This is a genomic window from Streptomyces sp. NK08204 (genome assembly GCF_020400585.1).
Classification (GTDB): domain Bacteria; phylum Actinomycetota; class Actinomycetes; order Streptomycetales; family Streptomycetaceae; genus Streptomyces.
In genome coordinates, this window is sequence record NZ_JAINVF010000026.1 from 1 (window position 1) to 20,354 (window position 20,354).

A 20,354-nucleotide genomic window follows, 5' to 3' on the forward strand; every position below is an offset into this window, starting at 1 on the left:
GGGGGGGGGGGGGGGGGGGGGGGGGGGGGGGGGGGGGGGGGGGGGGGGGGGGCGGGGGGGGGGGGGGGGGGGGGGGGGGGGGGGGGGGGGGGGGGGGGGGGGGGGGGGGTGGGGGGGGGGGGGCCGGGGGGGGGGGGGGGGGGGGGGTGGGGGCTGGGGCTGGGGCTGGAGTGTTGCATGGCGTGCTTCTCCTGCGGCCGGCGCTGTGCGCGGCGGCCGACGGTCGCGGGTACGGGCGGGATTCTGGCCGACTCGGTCCGGTCAGGACCGCCAGATACCGAGAAGCGCGCGCGGGGGACCGTCGGAAGGGGCCTCGGCGGACAGCGGTGACCCGCGCCGGTGTGCGGGGCCCCGGCCGCGGGGGCCGCCGGGGTGCTCGTTCCGTGCGAGGGCGGGCAGGGGCGGGGCGGCCGGGTCCCTGTGGCGCGGGGACTGGAGGGCCGGCTCCCCCGCGCCGGAGCAGCAGTGGTGGCCACCGCCGTGACCGGCGGGGCCGGCGTCCAGAGAGGAGGCCGCAGGAGCCTGCAAGGAGGGACGTGTCCCCGTTGCGGCCTCGGCAGACGCCGTGGAGGCGTACGGAAGGGTGCCGGTGCGGTCGGCCGCGGTGGCCGTCGGCCCGTGGGCGCAGGCCAGTACGTGCACGAGCGTGGCCAGCAGCAGTGCGAGCACCGCCCCGGTCCCCGACCGGGAACGGCACTGTCGTACGACCGCACCGGACCACATGAACGAAAACAGTAATGAGGTGACTCAACTGGTTCCGTCGTGTTTCGGGTCGCTTTCGCCCGAACTGCCCTTCGCGGTCACCGCATCAGGTGAACTCGATGCGCTGTACGGCCCGGCTCAGCACGAGCACGCCCACCACGATCAGCAGGCCGCCGCACACCTCGGGCACCAGCCACCAGCCCGCACGGATCCGCTCCCCGAACAGGGTGATGCCCAGGACCAGGCTCACCATGGCGTCGCCGATCGTCAGCGCGGGCTGTGCCGCGGCCAGCGGGCCCGCCTGGAGCGCGTTCTCCAGCAGGACGACGGCGGCCATGCCGGTCAGCGCGAAGCCGTACGTCTGCCAGGAGCACAGGAAGGCGAGGAAACCGTCGTCCGCGAAGGTTCCCGTCGCCGACTTCAGCAGGGCGGCGGTCAGTGCGTTCCCGATCGCGGACGCGGCTGCCAGCAGTGCCGCGCGCCGGGCGGGCTGCCGGTCGTGGCGGGCCAGCAGTACGGTCACCGCCATCCCGCCCAGGCCCAGGCACAGCGCGGGGGTCCAGCGTGTGAGCGGGGCGTCGTGGGTGACTCCGTGCGGGGCGGCGGCGGCCAGCAGCGCCGCGAGGCCCGCCACACAACTGCCGACCCCCCACCAGCCCGAGCGGGGTAGCCGGCGGTGCATCAGCGGCGCGGCGATGAGCAGGGCGAAGGGAAGCTCCAGGATGAACAGCGGCTGGACCAGCGCGAGCGGTCCGTTGACCAGGGCCAGGCTCTGGAACAGCGCGGCGCCGATCACGCCCGCCATGCCCAGCAGCCAGTAGCGCCGGCGCACCAGTTCCGCGAGCAGCCTGATCCCGCCCCGGCTGCTCGCGGACGCCGCCTTGCGCTGGAAGGCGGTGCCCGCCGCGTTGCTCGCCGCACCCGCGACCGCGTACGCCGCGGCCAGTTCGATCACGACCTCAGCCTACGGAAGGTCCGCGGCGGCGCCGGGCGCGACACTCACACGCGGCCCGACGACGCCGCGTGCGCGAGCCCCGCGGGGCCGGGGCCTGCGGCGGTGCAAGACGGTGCAAGGCGGTGCAATCATGCACCGGACCATGCACCGGACCATGCACCGGACCATGTGCCGGACCATGTGCCGGAGGCCGGGCGCCGGATCTCCGGCGCCCGGCCTCCGTGTCGGGATCAGGCCGCGAGGCGCTGCGCGAGTTCCTTGGCCTTGACGGCCGCCTCCTGGAGGGCGCGCTCACGGGAGGCCTCGAACAGCGGGACCAGTTCGGCCATCGCCGGGTTCTGCGGGGCCATCGTCAGCTCGGGGACGATGAAGTCCGTCTCCATGCCGAGCATGTCGGTGAAGATCGCGCCCAGGTAGTTCTGCACGTACTCGTACGCCTCGCGCGGGGTGCCCGGCCCGTACGCGCCGCCACGGCTGGCGACGACGGTCACCGGGGTGCCCTTGGTGGAGGGATTCTCGCCCGCGGTGCGGCCGAAAAGGATCACGTTGTCCAGCCACGCCTTGAGCGTGGAGGGGATAGCGAAGTTGTACATGGGTGCGCCGATCAGCACCGCGTCGGCCTGCTCCAGCTCCTCGATCAGCCGCAGGCGCTCGGCGAACGCGGCGGCCTGGGCAGGCGTGCGGGACGCCTCGTCGGCGAATCCGGCCAGGTGCGCGTCGGCGGTGATGTGCGGGACCGGCTCGGCCGCCAGGTCGCGGTAGACGACCTTGCCGTCGGGGTGCTGCTCCTGCCAGTGCCTGCGGAAGGCATCCGTCACGGCACGCGAGGAGGATGCCTCGAGCGAGAAGACGGAGGAGTCGATGTGCAGCAAGGTGGCCATGGGTGTCTCCAGGCAGAACGAGGGGGTAGCCCGGCACGTCGGCACGGGCTGTTGTTTCGTACTCAACTATTCATAACACAGGGACTTACTTTTTTTCATCCCCCTACGGCCGGGTAGTACCATGGGGCGCATGGGGGCTCAGCGGAACCACGGCAGTGCAGCGTGTAAACGCGTCGACGAGGGCATCACCCGCGTCTTCCAGGTGCTGGGCAAGCGCTGGAACGGCCAGATCGTGGCCGTCCTGGTGGAGCGGCCCGCGTACTTCGCGGACCTGCGCCGGGCGATTCCCGGCATCAGCGAACGCATGCTGTCCGACCGGCTCGCGGAACTCGGCGCGGCGGGCCTCGTGCTGCGCGAGGTCGACGAGGGGCCGCCGCTGCGCGTGTCGTACCGGCTGACCGAGGCCGGTGCCGCACTGGAGCCCGCACTGCGGATGCTGGGGGAGTGGGCGATGGCGCATCTGCCGGACGCGGCCCCCTGCCCCGGCCTGGAGCAGGACCGGCCGAGCCCCGCGCAGGCGTAGCCTCCGCCGGCCGTTCCGGGCTCGGTGGGGCCGGCTGCCCGGCCGTCAGGGTAGGCGTCGGCGTGCCTCATTCTGCGTGCGGCGGCGTGTGAGCGCGGTCGCGGGCGCGCCTTTCGCTTATCGTCGGCCAGACACCGACATCCGGAGCAATGATGGAAAAAACGGATGAGCTGGTTGGTGTGGCCGAGGATGTGGCAGAGAGTCCGGCGGTTCTCTCCGCGGACCTCGCCCCGGACCCGCCCCCGCGCCGCGACCGGCCCCGGCCGCACGCCGCTGCGATCGCGCTCGCGGTCGCAGCCGGTGCGGCGGTGCTGTTCCTGCTCGCGGGCACCGGGTGGCTGAACCGGCCGGCCGTTCAGGCCTGGCGCACCGTGTGCCTGGCCATCACCGTCCAGGCGCTCCCCTTCCTCCTCCTGGGCACCGCCCTGTCCGGTGCCATCAACGCCTTCGTCCCGGCCAACCTGTTCACCAGGGTGCTGCCGAAGCGGCCCGCGCTCGCGGTGCCGGTGGCGGGTGCGGCCGGAGCGGTGCTGCCGGGCTGCGAGTGCGCCTCCGTGCCCGTGGCGAGCAGCCTGATCCGCCGGGGCGTCGACCCGGCCGCCGCCTTCGCCTTCCTGCTCTCCGCGCCCGCCGTCAACCCGGTCGTGCTGACCGCCACCGCCGTCGCCTTCCCGGGCAACCCCGCCGTCGTCGCCGCCCGGCTGATCGCCTCGCTCGGCGCGGCGGCCGTGATGGGCTGGCTGTGGCTCTGGCTCGGCCGGGAGGAGTGGCTGCGTCCCCTCGCTCGCCGGCGGCACACCGGACACCGGCACGGACACAGCCGCTGGCGCGAGTTCCGGCTGGGCTTCCAGCACGACTTCCTGCACGCCGGCGGCTTCCTCGTCCTTGGTGCCATGGCCGCCGCCACCTTCAACGTCACGGTGCCGGGCTCCGTCCTCGACACCTTCTCCGGCTCGCCCTGGCTGTCGGTGCTCTTCCTGGCCGCCCTCGCCGTGCTGCTGGCGGTCTGCTCGGAGGCCGACGCGTTCGTGGCGGCCTCGCTCACCGGCTTCTCACCGACCGCCCGGCTCGCGTTCATGGTGGTGGGTCCCATGGTCGACCTGAAGCTGATCGCCCTTCAGGCGGGCACGTTCGGGCGGGCCTTCGCCTGGCGCTTCTCCACCGCGACCACGGTGGTGGCGGTCGCCGCGAGCACCCTGATCGGAGGCGCACTGCTGTGAAACGCCCGGTACAGGCGCTGCTCCTGCTGCTGACCGGCTGCGGCCTGCTGCACGCCGCGCTCTTCACCGACCTCTACCTGCGCTACGTCAAGCACGGCCAGCGCCCGCTCCTCGTCACAGCCGGCGCCGTGCTGCTCGCACTCGGGCTGACAGGGGTGATCAGGACGCGAGAGCGCCGACTTCCGTACGACGGTCCAGCCCACGGTGACAGTCCCGCGGGCGACGGCGGCCTCGCGCACGACGGTCACGAGCACGACGGTCCAGCCCACGGTGACAGCCCCGCGGGCGACGGCGGCTCCGCGCACGACGGTCACGAGCACGACGCGCACGGCCACGACCACTCCCGCGCCCCGCGCATCGCCTGGCTGCTGCTCCTCCCGGCGCTGAGCCTCCTCTTCTACGCCCCGCCCGCGCTGGGCGCCTTCACCGCGGCCCGGTCGAACAGCAAGGTGGTCGCGGCGCAGAGATCGTTCCCCGCGCTGCCCGCCACCTCGCCCCTGCCGATGACCCTCACGGGCTTCACCACCCGGATCCAGCAGGACCGCAGCCGGGCCATCAAGGGCCGCAGCGTGCGGCTGACCGGTTTCGTCACCCCGGCCGGCGAGCGCGGCGGCTGGTACCTGACGCGGATCATCTTCAGCTGCTGCGCAGCCGACTCACAGTCGGTCAAGGTCCGCATGTACGGGACCGAGGCGCCACCCGCCGACACCTGGCTGGCGGTGACCGGCATCTGGCATCCCAGGGGCACCCTCGGTACCCGCACCGCGGAGGCCGCCCTCGACGTCAGAGCCGTCCGCCCCATGTCGCCGCCGGTCAACGCCTACACCGACGACCTGCCGGTCACGCCGTCCTAGGAGGCTCGCCGGACAAGGAGGCGCCTACCGGGCCGCGTTGTCGTCGATCAGCTCCGCAACCGTGAACCGGGTGCTGAACGACTGCCAGGCACCATCGCTGACCAGCAGGAAACCGTCGGTGTGCCGGAAGAGCCGGCGCCGCTTGGGCATCCTGGGATGCTCGGACACGTACTGCCTGGCACGTGCCTGCAGTTCGCTCAGCGCCTCCTCACGCGTGCCCTCCACGTGCGCCAGCACATACGTCTCGACGTGTTTGCGGTCCGACGCACCGACGGTGGTCTCGACGATCAGTCCCCAGGTCGCCATGTGTTCCCCTCCCATGTGATCACGGCACAGCATAGGAGGCCCCCCTTGTGGTGTGTGCGGACGGCATGTGTGTGCGCCCTCCACAGCAGAGCCCTGCAGAGTGTGGACTGCCTCTGTGGCCGGACTGGCGACGGGGCACCCACGATGTGCCTCGCCCCCCGTACCGCGCACTACCCGGAAGGCCGTACCCATGCGCCCATGTGATCCCGGTCCCAGCCGACGACGAACCCTCCTGTCCGCCGCCCTGCTCGCGACGGCCGTCGTCACCCCGGCCGGCGCGGCCCGCGCCGCCACCGGTTCCGGCGGACGGCCGCGCCTCACCGTGCCCGGTGCCGAACGGCAGCTGATATCCCGTCACGACGATCTGACCACCAGCGCGCTGACCGGCACGCCGTACACCGATGCCACCGACTGGGCAGGTCTCGCAGCCAGCGGCACCCGCAACCCCTCGGGTGTGCCCGGGGTTCAGATCGACGGCTGCTTCCCCGACTCCTCGCGGCTCAACACCCTGCACGGCTGGAACCATGACGCCCAGTTCGTCATCCGGCTGCCCGAGCACTGGAACGGCGCCCTGGTCGTCACCGGCGCCCCCGGAGTCCGCAGGCAGTACGCGATGGACACCCTCGTCTCCGACTGGGTGCTGGCCCAGGGATACGCGTTCGCCGCCACCGACAAGGGCAACAGCGGACCGGACTTCTACACCGACACGGACCTGCCCGGCGACGCCCTCGTCGAATGGAACCGGCGCACCACCCAACTGACCCGCGCGGCCAGGGAGGTTGTGGCCCAGCACTACGGAAGGGCCCCGCGCCGCACGTACATGACCGGGATCTCCAACAGTGGCTATCTCACCCGCTGGCAGCTCGAGAACCACCCCGAGCTGTACGACGGCGGTGTCGACTGGGAGGGCCCGCTGTGGCGGCCGGACGGGCCGAACCTGCTCACGTTCCTGCCGACCGCCGTCGCCCGCCAGCTGGGGCGCGCCGATGACGAGGACATGTACGCGGCCGGGTTCGCCCGCGGTTCGGAGTTCCTGTGGCCGTACCACGAGAAGGTGTACTGGGGCCTGACCCAGAAGACGTACCGCGCCGCGTTCGACCCCGGCTACGACCCCGCCTGCCCCGGCGCATCCGCGGGGACGACACTCGGGGAGATCCTCGCGCCCTGCCCGTCCGACGCCGCCTACGACTACGCCGCCCGCCCCCGCCCGGTCCATGACGCCGTCGCCCGGATCTCGTTGACGGGCCGTATCGGCAAGCCCCTGATCACCCTGCACGGCACCCTGGACGCGCTGCTGCCCATCACCGTCCAGTCCGACGTCTACGCCCAGATGATCGCCGAACAGGGCAGGTCCGCGCTGCACCGCTATTACCGCATCGAGGGCGGCACCCACGTCGACAGCCTCTACGACACCTATCCGGACCGGCTGCGGCCGATCCTGCCCTGTTACCGCGCCGCGTTCGGCGCGCTGACGGCCTGGGTGGAGCGCGGGCAGGAGCCGCCGGTGAGCGGCACCGTTCCCCGGCCCACCTCGGGAGACCTGGTCAACACCGGTTCCCTGACCTGAACCGATGCATGCCCCGCTCCGGTCGCCGCGCGGTCACCGAGCCCGGCGGCCCGCGGACGTTCCGCCGGATCACCGGCGGCGCCTGCCGACCGGGCGTCCGCCGGTCGTCGCACTGCACGCGGCACGCGGTCCGCGTCCGCGTTCGACGGCAAGACCAGGCTGGACCGAGTGGGCCGACGCCCGGGGCCCCGCTGTGCTGCTGTTTCAGCGGCAGAGCGCCGACGACGTCGGTTCCTGCTTCAACCGGTTCCCGTCGTCCGGCTCCTCCCGCGGCCAGGGCGAGGCCCTGCCCATCCGGCAGATGACCGACGGGTGGCCCCCCACCACCGCACGGATCCCTCCTGGGCGCAGGCCACCCGGAGTCGTCCGCGGGCGGGGTGAGGAGCGTCGGTGAGGGCGCCTCCCGCCGGACGTATGCTCCGGCGGCGCGGCCGTCGCGGGCCTCCCGGCGACCGGGCCCGCTCGGCCGCACGGACCAGGGCCGTGTCGTCCGGTGGCACGTCGCCCCGGCGTCGGACGGAGCTCGCGAAGGAGCCGCCGACGTCCTTCGGTACCCCTGGCGGCCAAGCAGGCTGCGGGCCATGCCGCCTGGGCCGGTGCCGGCCTTGCCGCCGTGCGAGGTGAAGGTGATTGCCCGGTCGGTGCAGAGAACCGCGGCCGCCCCGGGAACCGTCCGCGCCGGGCAATCCCGCCGAGTGAACAGATCGGCCGTCTCGCCCACCGGGAGGTTGTCGGAGGAGACCGAGAGCGTCACGGAGCACGTGCCGAGGGTGACCGTCGCCTCCGGGGAGGCGGTTCTGGCGCCGTCGGTGAGGGCGACCCGGCCTCCGGATACGCGGTCTGCGCCCACTCCTGCGGCGCCGGGGAGCGTCGGCAGGTGGGAGCGTCGGCAGGTGGGAGCGTCGGCAGGTGGTCGGAGCGTCGCCAGGCCGGAGCGTCGGTGCGGCTCAGCGCGGTGCACAGCTTCGTTTCGCACACGTACTCCGACGGCAGCGCGTGACGCGCGCCAGACGAACACGGGCGCCCGTCACCGGACCGACCCACCTCCGACAGCCCCCACTTAACCCCGGTGGTGCACCCGGGCGCACCACCGCTGCTCAGTCGACGGAGAAACCGCATTTCAGAGGCCTGCCAGGTGGCCCGGGGGCCGCTCGGGCGGGGCGTCGCCGCGCACTCGCGCCCCGGTCGCCCCGGGATGCCGCCGATCACCGCAGACCGACCGCAGGCCCGGCACAGCGGTCGCCCACCCCGGAGACACAGTGCTAGAAAAGGGACATGCGCGGACGTCCCCGCTGGTCCTGGGCGAAAGTGGCCACGCCCCTCGGAGCAGGGCGGCCATCGACCCGGTCCCGGCGCCCCGGGCCCCGGCCGGCACCAGGACGTCGTTTCTCGTCGTACCTGAACATCCGCACGCTCGCCGCGCAGGTCTTCCTGCTCCAGGCCCTCATCGTGCTGGTCCTCGTCGCCGCCGCGACCACGGCTCTGGTCGTGCAGGGCCGGTACGACGGGGAGCGCGACGCCAGGGACCGTTCGCTGGCCGCCGCCGAGGCGTTCGCGCACTCACCCGGGATGGCGACCGCGCTCCTGTCATCGGATCCGACGGCCCGCCTCCAGGACGACACGCAAAAGGTGGAGGCCGGAGCCGACGTCGACTTCGTCTCCGTCCTGGACAAGCACGGGGTGCGGCTCGCCGACTCCGACCCCACGCTGATCGGCATCAAGACCCAGGGCGTGGAGCGGGCAGCGGCAGGGGAGTCGTTCACGGAGACGTTCCACGGCAAGCCGACCAATGCCGTGCGCGCGGTGGTGCCCGTGACAGACCCGAGCCGCAGGGTGATCGGCATGGTCAGCGTCGGCATCCGGTTCGACACCCTCGGCCGGGTGCTGAACAACCAGCTGCCGATGATGCTGGGCGCCGCGGCGGTCGCACTGGCCCTCTCCACCGCGGGCACCGCCCTGGTCAGCCGGCGACTGCTGCGCCAGACCCACGGACTCGGCCCGGCCGAGATGACCCGCATGTACGAGCACCACGACGCGGTCCTGCACGCGGTGCGCGAGGGTGTCGTCATCGTCGGCGACGGAAGAATCCTGCTCGCCAACGACGAGGCACGCCGCCTGCTGAACCTCCCGGCCGACGCGGACCGGCGGCAGGTCACCGACCTGGGCCTCGGCCCACGGCTCACCCGGCTGCTGGCGTCCGGCGAGACCACGACCGACGAACTCGTCCCGGCCGGCGAGCGCCTCCTGGCGGTCAACACCCGGCTCACCGCACCCCGTGCCGACGAACCGGGCCTGGTCGCCACCTTCCGGGACACCACCGAACTGCGCGCCCTGTCCGGCCAGGCCGAGGTGGCCCGCGGACGGCTGACCTTCCTCTACGAGGCCGGCGGGCGCATCGGAACCACGCTCGACGTACGCCGCACCGCGGAGGAACTCACCGAGGTGGCGGTCCCCCGCCTGGCGGACTTCGTCACCGTGGAGCTCCTCGACTCCGTGCTGCGGGGCGAGGAACCCTCGGGCGCGGTCAACCGGATGCGGCGCACCGCGCTGCGCGAGTCGCAGGCCGGGCACCCACTGCAGCCGGTCGGTGACCTCATCCGGTTCGTGGTGGCCGACACGCCGATGGTGGCGGCCCTCAGACGCGGCAAGGCCGTCCTCGTGCCTGACCTGCACATCGCCCAGGACTGGCGGGCCCAGGATCCGCAGGGGGCGCGTCGGGCACTGGAGTACGGCATCCATTCGCTGGTCACGGTCCCGCTGCGGGCACGCGGCGTCGTCCTCGGCATGGTCAACTTCTGGCGGAGCACCGGCTCCCCCCGGTTCGAGGAGGAGGACGTCGCGATCGCCGAGGAACTGGTGGCCCGCGCCGCCGTCGCGATCGACAACGCCCGCCGCTACTCCCGTGAGCACGCCCTCGCCGTGACCCTCCAGCGCAGCCTGCTGCTCCAGGACCTCCCGGAGCAGGACGCGCTGGAGATCGCCACGCGGTACCTGCCGGCGCAGTCCGGCGTCGGCGGCGACTGGTTCGACGTCATCCCGCTGCCCGGCTTCCGGGTCGCCCTGGTCGTCGGCGACATCGTGGGCCATGGCCTGCACGCGGCGGTGACCATGGGGCGGCTGCGCACCGCCGTGCTGAACTTCTCCTCCCTCGACCTCGCCCCGGACGAACTGCTCACCCACCTGGACGAGATGGTGACGCGCCTGGACACCCAGACGGCGTCCGGCGACGGCGACGGCGCCCCGCTCACCGGCGCGACCTGCCTCTACGCCGTGTACGACCCGGTCGCCGGGCAGTGCACACTCGCCAGCGCCGGCCACATCGCCCCGGCCGTCGTCGACCCCGAGGGCGTGCTGACCTTGCCTGACATCCCCGTCTCACCGCCCCTGGGTGTCGGCGGCCACCCCTTCGAGGCGGACGAGCTGCACCTGCGGGACGGCAGCAGGCTCATCCTCTTCACCGACGGCCTGGTCGAGGCCCGTAGCCGGGACATCGACGAGGGCCTGGAACTGCTCCGCTCGGCCGTCGCCCACGCGGGCCCGACTCCGGAGCAGACCTGCCGCGCGCTGGTGGAGACGATGCTGCCCGAGCATCCCGGCGACGACGTGGCCCTGCTGGTCGCCCGCACCCGGCTGCTCGCACCGTCCCGGGTCGCGACCTGGGACATGGCGTTCGACCCGATGGCCGTGTCCCGGGTCCGCACGGAGGTGAGCCACCGGCTCGGGGAGTGGGGCCTGGAGGAGTCGGCGTTCACCACGGAACTGATCCTCAGCGAACTGCTCACCAACGCCATCCGCTACGGCGCCCCGCCCGTGCACGTCAGGGTCATGCTGGGCCGCACCCTGGTCTGCGAGGTGTCGGACGGCAGCAACACCTCACCCCGCCTGCGGCGCGCGGCCACCACCGACGAAGGGGGCCGCGGCCTGTTCCTGATCTCCCAGTTCGCGGACCGGTGGGGGACGCGCTACGCCCCGAAGGGGAAGGTGATCTGGGCCGAACAGTCGCTGGGCCGCACGCCGGAACCGGACGCGACCGCCCTGATCGAAGAACTGGCCTGGTGACACATCGTTCCGGCCGGTTTTCGACCTTCGTTCTGCGCGCCATACCCTACCCAGGTATGCTCAGCGCGAGCGGGCAGGCAGAGCCGGCGGAATCGGAAGGGAACACGCTGTGGACGGCGGACGGACAGGCAGGCAGGGCGTCGCCCGGCTGCTGATGCTGTGCGCGGTCCTCCTAGGCCTGTTCCTCATGCACGGCGCCCCGACCGCCGCCGGGGGCTGCCACGGCGAGACGGCGGTCATGGACTCGCCGGTGCCCCACGGGGATCACCGCGCGGCAGCAGCGACCATGGCCGACGCCGCTACGACCACCCACGCGGCCCACGCCGGTACGACGGCTTCGGTCGTCCGGGCCCACGACGCATCGGGGATGCCCGGCGAACTGTGCGTGTCGACCCCGGCGCACCAGCGAACCTCCGTCCCGGCCCCGGCCCTGCTCGGGGTGGCCGCCCTGGCCGCCCTTGCCCTGCGGTCGCCCACCCTGCTGCGGTCGGGCCGGGCCATGCGGCGCGGACCACCGTCCGGGGGACGAACCCTTCTGCTCCAGGTGTGCGTCGCGCGCACGTGACAGGCACCCCGCCGGACCGGCCGCAGGCCGGGCCCCGGTGCCGTGTCCTGCCCCTCGCGCGCACCACCGGTGTGGTGCGCCCACCCGGAAAGACCACAGACAGATGTTCACGTCCAAGCGTTTCGCCGGCCGTCGCGCCCTCGCCGCGGCCGGCACCGCCGCCGCCCTCGCGCTGACCCTGGCCGCCTGCGGATCCTCCCACGACTCGTCCGGCATGCATCACGGCAGGAAGTCCTCCATGCCCGGCATGGACCACGGTGGCACGTCCGCCGCGCCGTCCATGAGCAGTTCTCCGATGGACGGCATGCCCGGCATGGACCACATGGCCTCCGGCAAGGGCCTGTCCGACACCCAGGACGGCTACCGCCTCACCTCCAGGGACCAGCGGCTCGACGCCGGCAAGCAGGCCGCGTACCGCTTCACGGTCTCCGGCCCGGACGGAAAGCCGGTCACCGGCTTCGCGCTCGACCAGACCAAGCGGATGCACTTCTATGCCGTCCGCTCGGACCTGACCGGCTTCCAGCACGTGCACCCCACCATGGCCGCCGACGGCACCTGGACCGCCCCTCTGGCCCCGCTCACCTCCGGCTCGTGGCGGGTGTTCGCCTCCTTCACCCCGGACGCCGGAGCCGGCAAGGGCAAGGACTTCGTGCTCAGCCGCCCCGTCACCGTCCCCGGCACGTCGGTCAGGACGTCGCTGCCGGCACCGTCCACCACCGCCGAGGTCGACGGATACAAGGTGACCGTCAAGGGCGAGCTGATGGCGGGAATGGCGCACCCGCTGACCGTCTCGCTCGCCAAGGACGGCAAGCCCGTGAGGGACCTCCAGCCCTACCTGAGCACCTACGCCCACCTCACCGCTTTCCACGAAGGGGACATGGCGTTCGCCCACCTCCACCCGACCACCGAGGTCACCGGTGGCAACGGCGGTCCGGACCTCACCTTCCACGCCGAGTTGCCCGACGCCGGCGACTGGCGGCTGTTCCTCCAGTTCCAGACCGGCGGCAAGCTCCACACCGCCGCGCTGACGCTGCGCGCGGGCTGACACCGGCCGGGGCGCCGCAGCACGAGCGGCGCCCCGGCCGTGGCGGTCGTCACAGGCCGGTGGCGACGGCCATGCGGGTCACAGCTCGGCGGTGCTGTTGATGCACTTCATGGCCCCTGTCCGCCGGCTGACGCAGGCGCGTCACAGCCCCGGGCCGGCGTCCGAGGCGCCTCCGTGCCGTCCGGCCGAGCGGCGCGTTCCGGCGCGGCACAGGCGCTGTCGGCCTTACGTCGTAGGAGCGGGTCATGGTGAATCCGGGGACGAGCGAGACAGCGAACCCGATCCCGCGGTCCTCGGCCGCCCGAAGCCGGTGGCGAACCGGGAAGGAGTCGCCGGAGCGCCGTGGACCTCGTGCGCGCGATACGGCCGCGCTACGGCACCTGCCGACGGCACGAAAGGCGAGGTGCGGGACCGCTCAGCCGTGGGTAGGCGCAGGGGAGCCCGGTCGCATGCACCGGCCGCAGGGCGGTGCGGGACCGGAGGAAGGGAGCGAGGGGAGAGGGGATGAGCGAGTCATGACGCTGGGTCAGGCTGTCGCGGGCACGGTGCAGGCGGTCGTCGTCTACGACGGACGGCTGCTGTTGGTGGCGCGGCACGACCGTTGGGGACTGCCGTCGGGTACGCCGGAACCGGCCGAGTCGGCTCAGGCCGCCGCGGGGCGCATCGTCTACGAACTCACCGGCTACCTCGTCGACGGCTCACAGACGCTGCAGGCCCCGGAGTCCGGGCGAACGGACGCGGTGTCAGCCGTGGTGTGCCACCTGCTCAGTGAGGCTCCGTCGGAAGGGGGCAGCCTCGCACCGGAGCAACTCCGCTGGGCCCCGTTCGCCGAGACCGCCGGCGCGGACCTGCCCGACTCCGTGCGTGACTACCTTCAGGGGCACACCCCCGCGTGACCCGGCCGTCGACCGGCCCGGCGCCATCCGTCCGCGTCGGACACCGCCGTCAGGAACCGCTCCCGGTCCACCATTGCCCGGTCGATCTCACCGGTGGCGACCAGTTCGCCCGAGCCGTCGACGGCCCGCACCAGGAAGGTGAGCCGTCGGCCGTCCACGGCGGGCGGGGCGTCGGCGGTCACCTCCACCGAGCCGCCCGCGTGCGTGGCGCGCAGATACCTGATCCGGACCGCGGTGCCCACGGTCGTACGGCCCGGTCCGGTGAAGGGACGTCATCGCTGCCCACGGCCCTCGCGGTGTCGGCGTCGGCCACCTGATGTCGCAACACATCACGCCGGCGCCACGCACACCGGGAGATGACGCGCCGGTCCACGCCACGCGCGGCCCTGGCTGGATGTGTGAAATGTCCGGAGGTACGGTATCCAGGCGATCTGTCCGATCTATGCATATCTGAGTGGATCGGTCGCATGCTTGTCGTCCCTGCCCCAGGAGGAGGTTGGCATGTCCTCGAAGCGACGCCGCAAGAAGAAGTCCCGCCGTAAGCACGGGGCGAACCACGGAAAGCGGCCCCAGTGCTGAACCGAGGGGCTGCGGCCTCCGGTCGGCGGTTCAGCCGGTCTTGCGGGCCACCCCTCCGTAGAACCCGATCTCGGCGGACCGAGGCGGCGGTGTGCTGTCCGGGCGCCAGAACGGGATCTGGGCCAGGCCGGGCTCGACCAGGTCGAAGCCGTCGAAGAACCGCTCGACCTGCGCGTGGGAGCGCAGGGTCAGCGCGGCCGTGGCCTTGCGGTAGACGGCCTGGGCCGCGCTGCGGTCGGCGAAGTCGTCCGTGGCGTGCGACAGCACCAGGAAACTGCCCGCGGGCAGCGCGTCGCGCAGGGTGGCGACGACCTGTTCCGGCTTCTCCGCGTCGGTGAGGAAGTGGAGCACGGCGACCAGGAGCAGGGCGACCGGCTGGTCGAAGTCGATGATCTCGCGGACCCTGGGATGGTCCAGGACGGCCTGCGGATCACGCAGGTCGCCGAGCACGATGCGGGTCGTACCGGAGCGGCTGAGCAGCGCGCTGCCGTGTGCCGCCACGATCGGATCGTTGTCCACGTAGGCGACACGCACGTCCGGCGCCGCCTCCTGGGCGGTCTCGTGCACGTTCGGGGAGGTGGGCAACCCGGTGCCGATGTCGAGGATCTGACGGACACCGTGGCCGACCACGTACCGGACGGCGCGCTGCAGGAAGGCTCGGTTGGCCCGCACCCCGATGCGCGCCTCGGGCGCCGCGGCGGCGAGTTCCTCGCCCGCCAGCTGATCCACCGCGTAGTTGTCCTTGCCCCCGAGGAGATAGTCGTAGATACGCGCCGGATGCGGCCTGCTCGTGTCGATGTGCGTGGCGTCCCAGCCGTCCTGTGTCACCCTGTTGTCCTCTCCACAGCCGCCACGGCCTCTGCGCCCCGCGAGCGGTCAGGAACAGCTTCGCACATCAACTACCTCGTCCGCCTGGGCAGTTACTCCCGAAACGCCTCCGCCGAAGGCCGCCACGGCCGGCCCGACACCGTCACGCGTCGTGCCGCCGCGCTCCAGGGGTCCTCTCCGGCGGGGCCGTCCCGGCGGGTGTGCTCCGGGGCCGGCAGGAAGGCGGCCGGTGGGCGGGGAAGTACCGGGACACGCAGGGCAGTCCGGATGGAACGGCCTGGACCGCGCAGACGGGCGCGCCGGCACGTGCGTCATGCGCAGGGTTGTGCCCGGCCCGGCGTCTTGCGCGGGCGTGTGCCCGGCCCGGCGTCACTGTGCAGGCGTGTGCCCGCCCCGGCGTCTGTGGCGAGAACCGCCGGGCCGGGCACACGGTCTCACCCCAGTGCCCCGGGTGTCACACGTGCGTGGCCGCCGCCCGGTCCAGCAGCCGCCGCGCTGCTTCCAGCGTCTCGGCGCGGTCGGGGGCGACCAGGCCGATGCGGGTGCGGCGGTCCAGCAGGTCCGACTCGTCCAGCGCTCCCTCGTGCAGGGCCGCCCACAGCAGTTCGGCACCGGTGACCGGCTGGCCCGGCAGCACCGGATCCGCAAGCGCGGGATCCTGCGCAGCGAGGGCGTGGACGGCCACCGCCTCGGTGCCGTAACGGCGGACCAGGTGACGCGGTGCGGGCAGCCCGCGCAGGCGTTCGGCCGGCGCGGCGCCGACCAGCGGCAGCGCGGCCGTGGTCGAGGGGCCCGCATGCAGGCCCCGGGCCCGGACCGCCGCGTCGACGGCGTCCTGCGCCATCCGCCGGTAGGTGGTGAGCTTGCCGCCGACCACCGTGGTCACACCGTCGGGCGAGGTCAGCACCGCGTGCCGGCGCGAGATGTCGGCGGTGCGGGTGGGTGCGGTGTCCGGGCCGGCGGGCGCGGACGTGTCCAGCAGGGGGCGCAGCCCGGCGAACGCACCGACGATCTCGTCCCGGCCCACCGGCGCGTCCAGGACGGATCCGAGCACGTCCAGCAGGAAGCCGATGTCGGTCTCGGGGACCTCCGGCACGTCCGGGATCTCGCCCTCGACCGGCTCGTCGGTGAGACCGACGTAGACCCGGCCGTCCCCCTGCGGCAGGACCAGGACGAAGCGGTTCGTCTCCCCGGGGACGGGGACGTGCAGACCGGCCGGCAGGGCGCCGAGCCGCTCCGAGCGCAGGACGAGATGAGTACCGCGCGAGGGCCGGATCCGGACGCCCTCGACCAGGTCACCCGCCCACACCCCGGTGGCGTTGACCACGGCCCGTGCGCGGATCTCGCCCTCCTCGCCGGTGAGTTCGTCGCGGATCCGGGCACCGGTCCCGGTCAGCTCCAGCACCCTGACCCGGGTCAGCACCCGTGCCCCGTGCGCCGCGGCCGTGCGGGCCAGCGCGGTCACCAGGCGGGCGTCGTCGGCCACCTTTCCGTCCCAGGACAACAGGCCGCCGCGCAGCCCGGCCGCGCGCACCGCGGGCGCCAGATGCCGCGCCTCCGTGGCCGACAGCCGACGCGGGGCGGGCAGCACCTGCCGCGGGGTCCGGGCGGCCAGGCGCAGCATGTCCCCGGCCCGGAACCCGGCCCAGGACAGCGCCGCCTGGGCTGTCGACACCAGCGGGGTCAGCGGCAGCACGAACGGCTGGGCGGCGACGAGATGCGGGGCGGTCCGGGTCATCAGCACGCCGCGTTCGACCGCACTCTCGTGCGCGACGTCGAACTGGGCCGAGGCCAGATAACGCAGCCCGCCGTGAATCAGCTTCGAACTCCAGCGGGACGTGCCGAAGGCCAGGTCGTGGGCGTCCACCGCGACGACGTCCAGCCCGCGGGCGGCGGCGTCCAGGGCGACTCCGGCCCCGGTGGCGCCGAGACCGACGACCAGAACGTCGGCCACTGTGCCGTCCGCGGCCTCGGCCAGCTCCCGGAGGCGCCGGGGTGCGCTGAGGGACGAGCCGGGTACGGCCCTGGTGTGGCTCATGGCGTCAGGGTCCTCTCCAAAAGGGTGCGCAACTCGGCGAGGAAGGCGGCGGAGTCCAGCTCCGGGTCGTCCTCGTCGGTCATCGTGCGCAGGGACAGGGTGAAGGACTGCACGGTCAACAGCAGGACACGGGCCTGCCGCCCGGTGTGGCCGATGCGCACCGAGCCGTCCGCGTGGCCCTCGTCGAGCGCGTCGGCCAGCAGCGCCAGCAGCGCCTCCTGGCTCGCTCCGCGCCGGTCGAGTACGTAGGGGAGCAGCAGCTCCGGATCCACGTCGACGATCTTGCGGAAGAGCGGGTGCGCGCGGAACGCCCCGACCCCCGTGACGAGCCCCTCCACGATCCGGGTGCGCGTGCTGACGCCGGGGGTGCGTTCGGGGATGGCCCGCGTGGCCACGTCGATCCACTCACGGGTCATCAGATCGCCCACCAGTGTCTGCAGGTCCGGCCAGCGCCGGTACAGCGTCATCCGGGAGACGCCGGCGCGGCGGGCGACGTCGGCGAGGGTCGTACGGCGCATCCCGACGGCCAGCACGCAGTCCCGTACCGCATCGAGCACCGCGTCGCTGTCCGAACCGTTGTGACGAATAGGCGTCATGTGTCACAGTGTAACGCCCCGGGGGCCGGGCGGAGACGCCGCATCGCGAACCCGAGCACACCGACCTGTGAGGACGACCCTGCGATGGACATGCTGTGGAACGGCTGGGGCGACCCGGCCAAGGCGGCCCCGCTGCCCGACACGGTGACCGGACTGCTGCGCGACCTGCTCGGCGTCAGACCGCGCACCACACCCGCGCTCGCCCTGGAGGACATCAGCCTGACCGAAGCCACGGCAGCGCCCGCCGCCCTGGCGGCACTCGCCGAGGCGGTCGGCGGCGCCGAACACGTCCGCACGGACACCGAGAGCCGCATCCGGCACACCCGCGGCAAATCCACCCCCGACCTGCTGCGCATCCGCACCGGCGACGTCACGGACGTCCCCCGGGCCGTGGTCCTGCCCGCCTCCCACGAGGAGGTCCTCGCCGTGCTGCGGGCCTGCGCGGCGCACGCACTGGCGGTCGTGCCCTTCGGCGGCGGCACCTCCGTCGTCGGCGGACTCGCCCCCGAGCGGCGCGACTTCATAGCCCTGGACCTGCGACGCATGAACGGCCTGCTCGACCTGGACCCGGTCTCCCGCACGGCCGTCCTCCAGCCCGGCCTGCGTGCCCCCGAGGCCGAAGCCCTCCTGGCCGCAGAGGGATTCACGCTCGGACACTTCCCGCAGTCCTTCGAGTGGGCCACCGTCGGCGGCTTCGCCGCCGCCCGCTCCAGTGGTCAGGCATCCGCCGGATACGGACGCTTCGACGAGATGGTCCTCAGCCTGACCCTCGCCACACCCGAGGGCACCGTCGAGACCGGCCGTGCCCCCCGCTCGGCCGCCGGACCCGACCTGCGCCAGCTGTTCCTCGGCTCCGAGGGAGCCTTCGGCGTGATCACCTCCGTCACCGTGCGGATCCGTCCGCTGCCCGAACAGCGCCTCTACGAAGGCTGGCGGTTCGCCTCCTTCGAGGAGGGCGCCGCCGCCCTGCGCCGCCTGGCCCAGGACGGACCCCGGCCCACGGTGCTGCGTCTGTCGGACGAGACCGAGACGCTCATCGGCCTGGCCCAGCCCGACGCGATCGGCGCCGGCCTCGCGGGCGGCGACGCCGGATGCCTTGCCGTCGCCGGGTACGAGGGCACCGCGCAGGAGACCGCCTGGCGCCGCGAACAGGCGGCGGCCGTGCTGCGCGCCTGCGGGGGCACCCTCGTCGGATCCGAGCCGGGCGAGCGCTGGGCACACGGCCGCTACTCCGCGCCCTACCTGCGCGACGCGCTGCTCGACGTCGGAGCCTTCGCCGAGACCCTGGAGACCGCGGCCTTCTGGTCGCGCATCCCGGAGCTGTACTCGGCCGTCCGCACCGCGCTCACCGACACCCTCACCCAGGCCGGCACTCCGCCCCTGGTGATGTGCCACATCTCCCACGTCTACGAGAACGGCGCCTCGCTGTACTTCACCGTCGTCAGCGCCCAGGGCGAGGACCCGGTGGCACACTGGACGCCCGCCAAGCACGCGGCCAACGAGGCCGTGCTGGCCGCCGGCGGCACCATCTCCCACCACCACGGAGTCGGTACCGACCACCGGGACTGGTACGTCCGCGAGGCCGGACCGCTCGGCATCGAGGCCCTGCGCGCGGTGAAACACCGGCTCGACCCCGGCAGCCTGCTCAACCCCGGAGTCCTGCTGCCCACCGACCGGCAGTAGGTTCGCCGGTCTGCCGACCGGCCCCGCAGGTCCCCGTACGTCCTTCCACCACCCGCCCCACCCGTCACCGCCCCGGAGGCACACCGATGCGACAGTTCACCGCCGTCGTCAACCCGACCGCGGGCGGCTCGACCGGGGCGGCGACGCTCCTTCAGGTGGCCCGGCTGCTGCGCGAGGCCGGCGCCACGCTGGACACCGAGTACAGCCACAGCCTCGCCCACGCCCAGGAACTCGCCCGCCGGGCCGGGGAGCGTGGCCGCGTGGTGCTGGCGGTCGGTGGCGACGGCATCGCGGGTGGCATCGGCGGCGCACTCAGCGGCACCGGCACCGTCCTCGGCCTCGTACCCGCCGGACGCGGCAACGACTTCGCGCGGGCGCTGAAACTGCCGCACGAGCCCGAGGCACTCGCCCGCGTCCTGCTGCACGCCGAACCGCGACGCGTCGACACCATCGAGGTGGAATCGGCCGTCCACCAGCGCACGGTGGTCCTGGGCAGCGTGTACGCCGGCGTCGACGCACTGGCCAACCGGCACGCCAACCGCGCCCGTCTGCTGCGCGGTTCCGTCTCCTACTACACGGGCGGACTGCGCGCGGTGAGCTCCTGGCGCCCGGCGGACTACCGCATCACCCTCGACGGCGAGGAGCACACGCACCGCGGCTACACGGTCGTCGCCGCGAACTCCCCCTACTACGGCTCCGGCCGCCTCATCGCCCCCGAGGCCAGGGTCGACGACGGCCTGCTCGACATCGTGCTGATCAGCGAGGCCCCCCGCCACCTCTTCTTCACCCTCATGAACGACCTGAAGACCGGCACCCATGTGCACCGTCCCCAGGTCCGGGTCCTGCGCGGCCGGGAACTGCGCATCGAGGCCTCCCGCCCCGTCCCGTACGGCGCCGACGGCGAAGTGGACGCCACCCTGCCGGTGACGGTCCGGGTGCGGCCCGGCGACCTCGCAATGCTGTACTGACCGGCGGCAGACGCCGACGACGGCAGCAGAGCACGGATCTGACGGGACATCACATCAGGCAGTACTGCGGGTGGAGTACGGCAACCACG

20 protein-coding genes are annotated in these 20,354 nt (G+C 73.2%); 11 read left to right on the top strand and 9 right to left on the bottom strand.

Annotated elements, in window-relative coordinates; translation table 11 throughout:
• Nucleotides 1–261: 261 nt before the first annotated feature.
• From K7G59_RS28525 to K7G59_RS28535, 3 genes are all read right to left on the bottom strand, one after another.
• Nucleotides 262–669, bottom strand: a complete 408-nt coding sequence (locus K7G59_RS28525; protein ID WP_225839223.1) for a hypothetical protein — start codon at nucleotides 667–669, stop codon at nucleotides 262–264.
• A gap of 139 nt (nucleotides 670–808) precedes the next feature.
• Nucleotides 809–1,657, bottom strand: a complete 849-nt coding sequence (locus K7G59_RS28530) for a DMT family transporter (protein WP_225839224.1) — start codon at nucleotides 1,655–1,657, stop codon at nucleotides 809–811.
• 230 nt (nucleotides 1,658–1,887) lie between these two features.
• Entirely contained in the window at nucleotides 1,888–2,538 is a 651-nt protein-coding gene (locus K7G59_RS28535) for an FMN-dependent NADH-azoreductase (protein ID WP_225839226.1), read from the bottom strand.
• Nucleotides 2,539–2,668: 130 nt separating this feature from the next.
• Between K7G59_RS28535 and K7G59_RS28540 the strand changes: the two genes are divergently transcribed.
• The 3 genes from K7G59_RS28540 to K7G59_RS28550 all read left to right on the top strand — a co-directional run bounded on the left by K7G59_RS28540 (nucleotide 2,669) and on the right by K7G59_RS28550 (nucleotide 5,135).
• A complete protein-coding gene (locus K7G59_RS28540; RefSeq protein ID WP_225839229.1) occupies nucleotides 2,669–3,061 on the top strand; it encodes a helix-turn-helix domain-containing protein in 393 nt (130 codons plus the stop codon).
• A 311-nt stretch (nucleotides 3,062–3,372) separates the two neighbouring features.
• Nucleotides 3,373–4,281, top strand: a complete 909-nt coding sequence (locus K7G59_RS28545; RefSeq protein ID WP_374114299.1) for a permease — start codon at nucleotides 3,373–3,375, stop codon at nucleotides 4,279–4,281.
• Nucleotides 4,278–5,135: a TIGR03943 family protein gene (locus K7G59_RS28550; protein WP_225839233.1), complete on the top strand. Its 858-nt coding sequence runs from the start codon at nucleotides 4,278–4,280 to the stop codon at nucleotides 5,133–5,135. The genes K7G59_RS28545 and K7G59_RS28550 overlap by 4 nt, the downstream gene beginning before the upstream one ends.
• 24 nt (nucleotides 5,136–5,159) lie before the next feature.
• On the opposite strand, the gene K7G59_RS28555 is transcribed toward K7G59_RS28550, so the two are convergent.
• Nucleotides 5,160–5,441, bottom strand: coding sequence for a hypothetical protein (locus K7G59_RS28555; RefSeq protein ID WP_225839235.1), 282 nt, complete (start codon nucleotides 5,439–5,441; stop codon nucleotides 5,160–5,162).
• A 190-nt stretch (nucleotides 5,442–5,631) separates the two neighbouring features.
• Between K7G59_RS28555 and K7G59_RS28560 the strand changes: the two genes are divergently transcribed.
• Entirely contained in the window at nucleotides 5,632–7,008 is a 1,377-nt protein-coding gene (locus K7G59_RS28560; protein WP_225839237.1) for a tannase/feruloyl esterase family alpha/beta hydrolase, read from the top strand.
• On the opposite strand, the gene K7G59_RS35420 is transcribed toward K7G59_RS28560, so the two are convergent.
• Nucleotides 6,986–8,026 (bottom strand): DUF6215 domain-containing protein, encoded by a 1,041-nt coding sequence (locus tag K7G59_RS35420; RefSeq protein WP_374114295.1) that lies wholly within the window; start codon nucleotides 8,024–8,026, stop codon nucleotides 6,986–6,988. The two genes, K7G59_RS28560 and K7G59_RS35420, sit on opposite strands and share 23 nt — an antisense overlap.
• A 257-nt stretch (nucleotides 8,027–8,283) precedes the next feature.
• Here K7G59_RS35420 and K7G59_RS28570 point away from each other — a divergent pair, with 257 nt between their 5' ends.
• The 4 genes from K7G59_RS28570 to K7G59_RS28585 all read left to right on the top strand — a co-directional run bounded on the left by K7G59_RS28570 (nucleotide 8,284) and on the right by K7G59_RS28585 (nucleotide 13,573).
• Nucleotides 8,284–11,067: a SpoIIE family protein phosphatase/ATP-binding protein gene (locus K7G59_RS28570; RefSeq protein WP_225839239.1), complete on the top strand. Its 2,784-nt coding sequence runs from the start codon at nucleotides 8,284–8,286 to the stop codon at nucleotides 11,065–11,067.
• Nucleotides 11,068–11,176: 109 nt separating this feature from the next.
• On the top strand, nucleotides 11,177–11,632 hold the full coding sequence (locus K7G59_RS28575; RefSeq protein WP_225839241.1) for a hypothetical protein: 456 nt from the start codon (nucleotides 11,177–11,179) through the stop codon (nucleotides 11,630–11,632).
• A gap of 103 nt (nucleotides 11,633–11,735) precedes the next feature.
• Nucleotides 11,736–12,677 carry a hypothetical protein gene (locus K7G59_RS28580; RefSeq protein WP_225839243.1) on the top strand — a complete coding sequence of 314 codons (942 nt, stop codon included), beginning with the start codon at nucleotides 11,736–11,738 and terminating at the stop codon, nucleotides 12,675–12,677.
• A 515-nt stretch (nucleotides 12,678–13,192) separates the two neighbouring features.
• Complete coding sequence (locus K7G59_RS28585; RefSeq protein WP_225839245.1) at nucleotides 13,193–13,573, top strand: NUDIX hydrolase; 381 nt, start codon at nucleotides 13,193–13,195, stop codon at nucleotides 13,571–13,573.
• On the opposite strand, the gene K7G59_RS28590 is transcribed toward K7G59_RS28585, so the two are convergent.
• The gene (locus K7G59_RS28590; RefSeq protein WP_225839247.1) at nucleotides 13,552–13,815 is read right to left on the bottom strand and encodes a hypothetical protein; all 264 of its coding nucleotides are present in this window, start codon (nucleotides 13,813–13,815) and stop codon (nucleotides 13,552–13,554) included. The two genes, K7G59_RS28585 and K7G59_RS28590, sit on opposite strands and share 22 nt — an antisense overlap.
• A 259-nt stretch (nucleotides 13,816–14,074) precedes the next feature.
• Between K7G59_RS28590 and K7G59_RS35425 the strand changes: the two genes are divergently transcribed.
• A complete protein-coding gene (locus tag K7G59_RS35425) occupies nucleotides 14,075–14,152 on the top strand; it encodes a 50S ribosomal protein bL37 (RefSeq protein WP_374114300.1) in 78 nt (25 codons plus the stop codon).
• A 30-nt stretch (nucleotides 14,153–14,182) separates the two neighbouring features.
• On the opposite strand, the gene K7G59_RS28595 is transcribed toward K7G59_RS35425, so the two are convergent.
• The 3 genes from K7G59_RS28595 to K7G59_RS28605 form a co-directional block, all read right to left on the bottom strand.
• Nucleotides 14,183–14,980, bottom strand: coding sequence for an SAM-dependent methyltransferase (locus K7G59_RS28595; protein WP_225839249.1), 798 nt, complete (start codon nucleotides 14,978–14,980; stop codon nucleotides 14,183–14,185).
• A gap of 454 nt (nucleotides 14,981–15,434) precedes the next feature.
• On the bottom strand, nucleotides 15,435–17,018 hold the full coding sequence (locus K7G59_RS28600; protein ID WP_225839251.1) for a glycerol-3-phosphate dehydrogenase/oxidase: 1,584 nt from the start codon (nucleotides 17,016–17,018) through the stop codon (nucleotides 15,435–15,437).
• The gene (locus K7G59_RS28605; protein WP_225839254.1) at nucleotides 17,015–17,614 is read right to left on the bottom strand and encodes a TetR/AcrR family transcriptional regulator; all 600 of its coding nucleotides are present in this window, start codon (nucleotides 17,612–17,614) and stop codon (nucleotides 17,015–17,017) included. The genes K7G59_RS28600 and K7G59_RS28605 overlap by 4 nt, the downstream gene beginning before the upstream one ends.
• 84 nt (nucleotides 17,615–17,698) lie before the next feature.
• Between K7G59_RS28605 and K7G59_RS28610 the strand changes: the two genes are divergently transcribed.
• Together K7G59_RS28610 and K7G59_RS28615 are read left to right on the top strand one after the other, a co-directional pair.
• A complete protein-coding gene (locus K7G59_RS28610; protein WP_225839256.1) occupies nucleotides 17,699–19,297 on the top strand; it encodes an FAD-binding oxidoreductase in 1,599 nt (532 codons plus the stop codon).
• Nucleotides 19,298–19,383: 86 nt separating this feature from the next.
• A complete protein-coding gene (locus tag K7G59_RS28615; protein WP_225839259.1) occupies nucleotides 19,384–20,265 on the top strand; it encodes a YegS/Rv2252/BmrU family lipid kinase in 882 nt (293 codons plus the stop codon).
• Nucleotides 20,266–20,354: the final 89 nt, after the last annotated feature.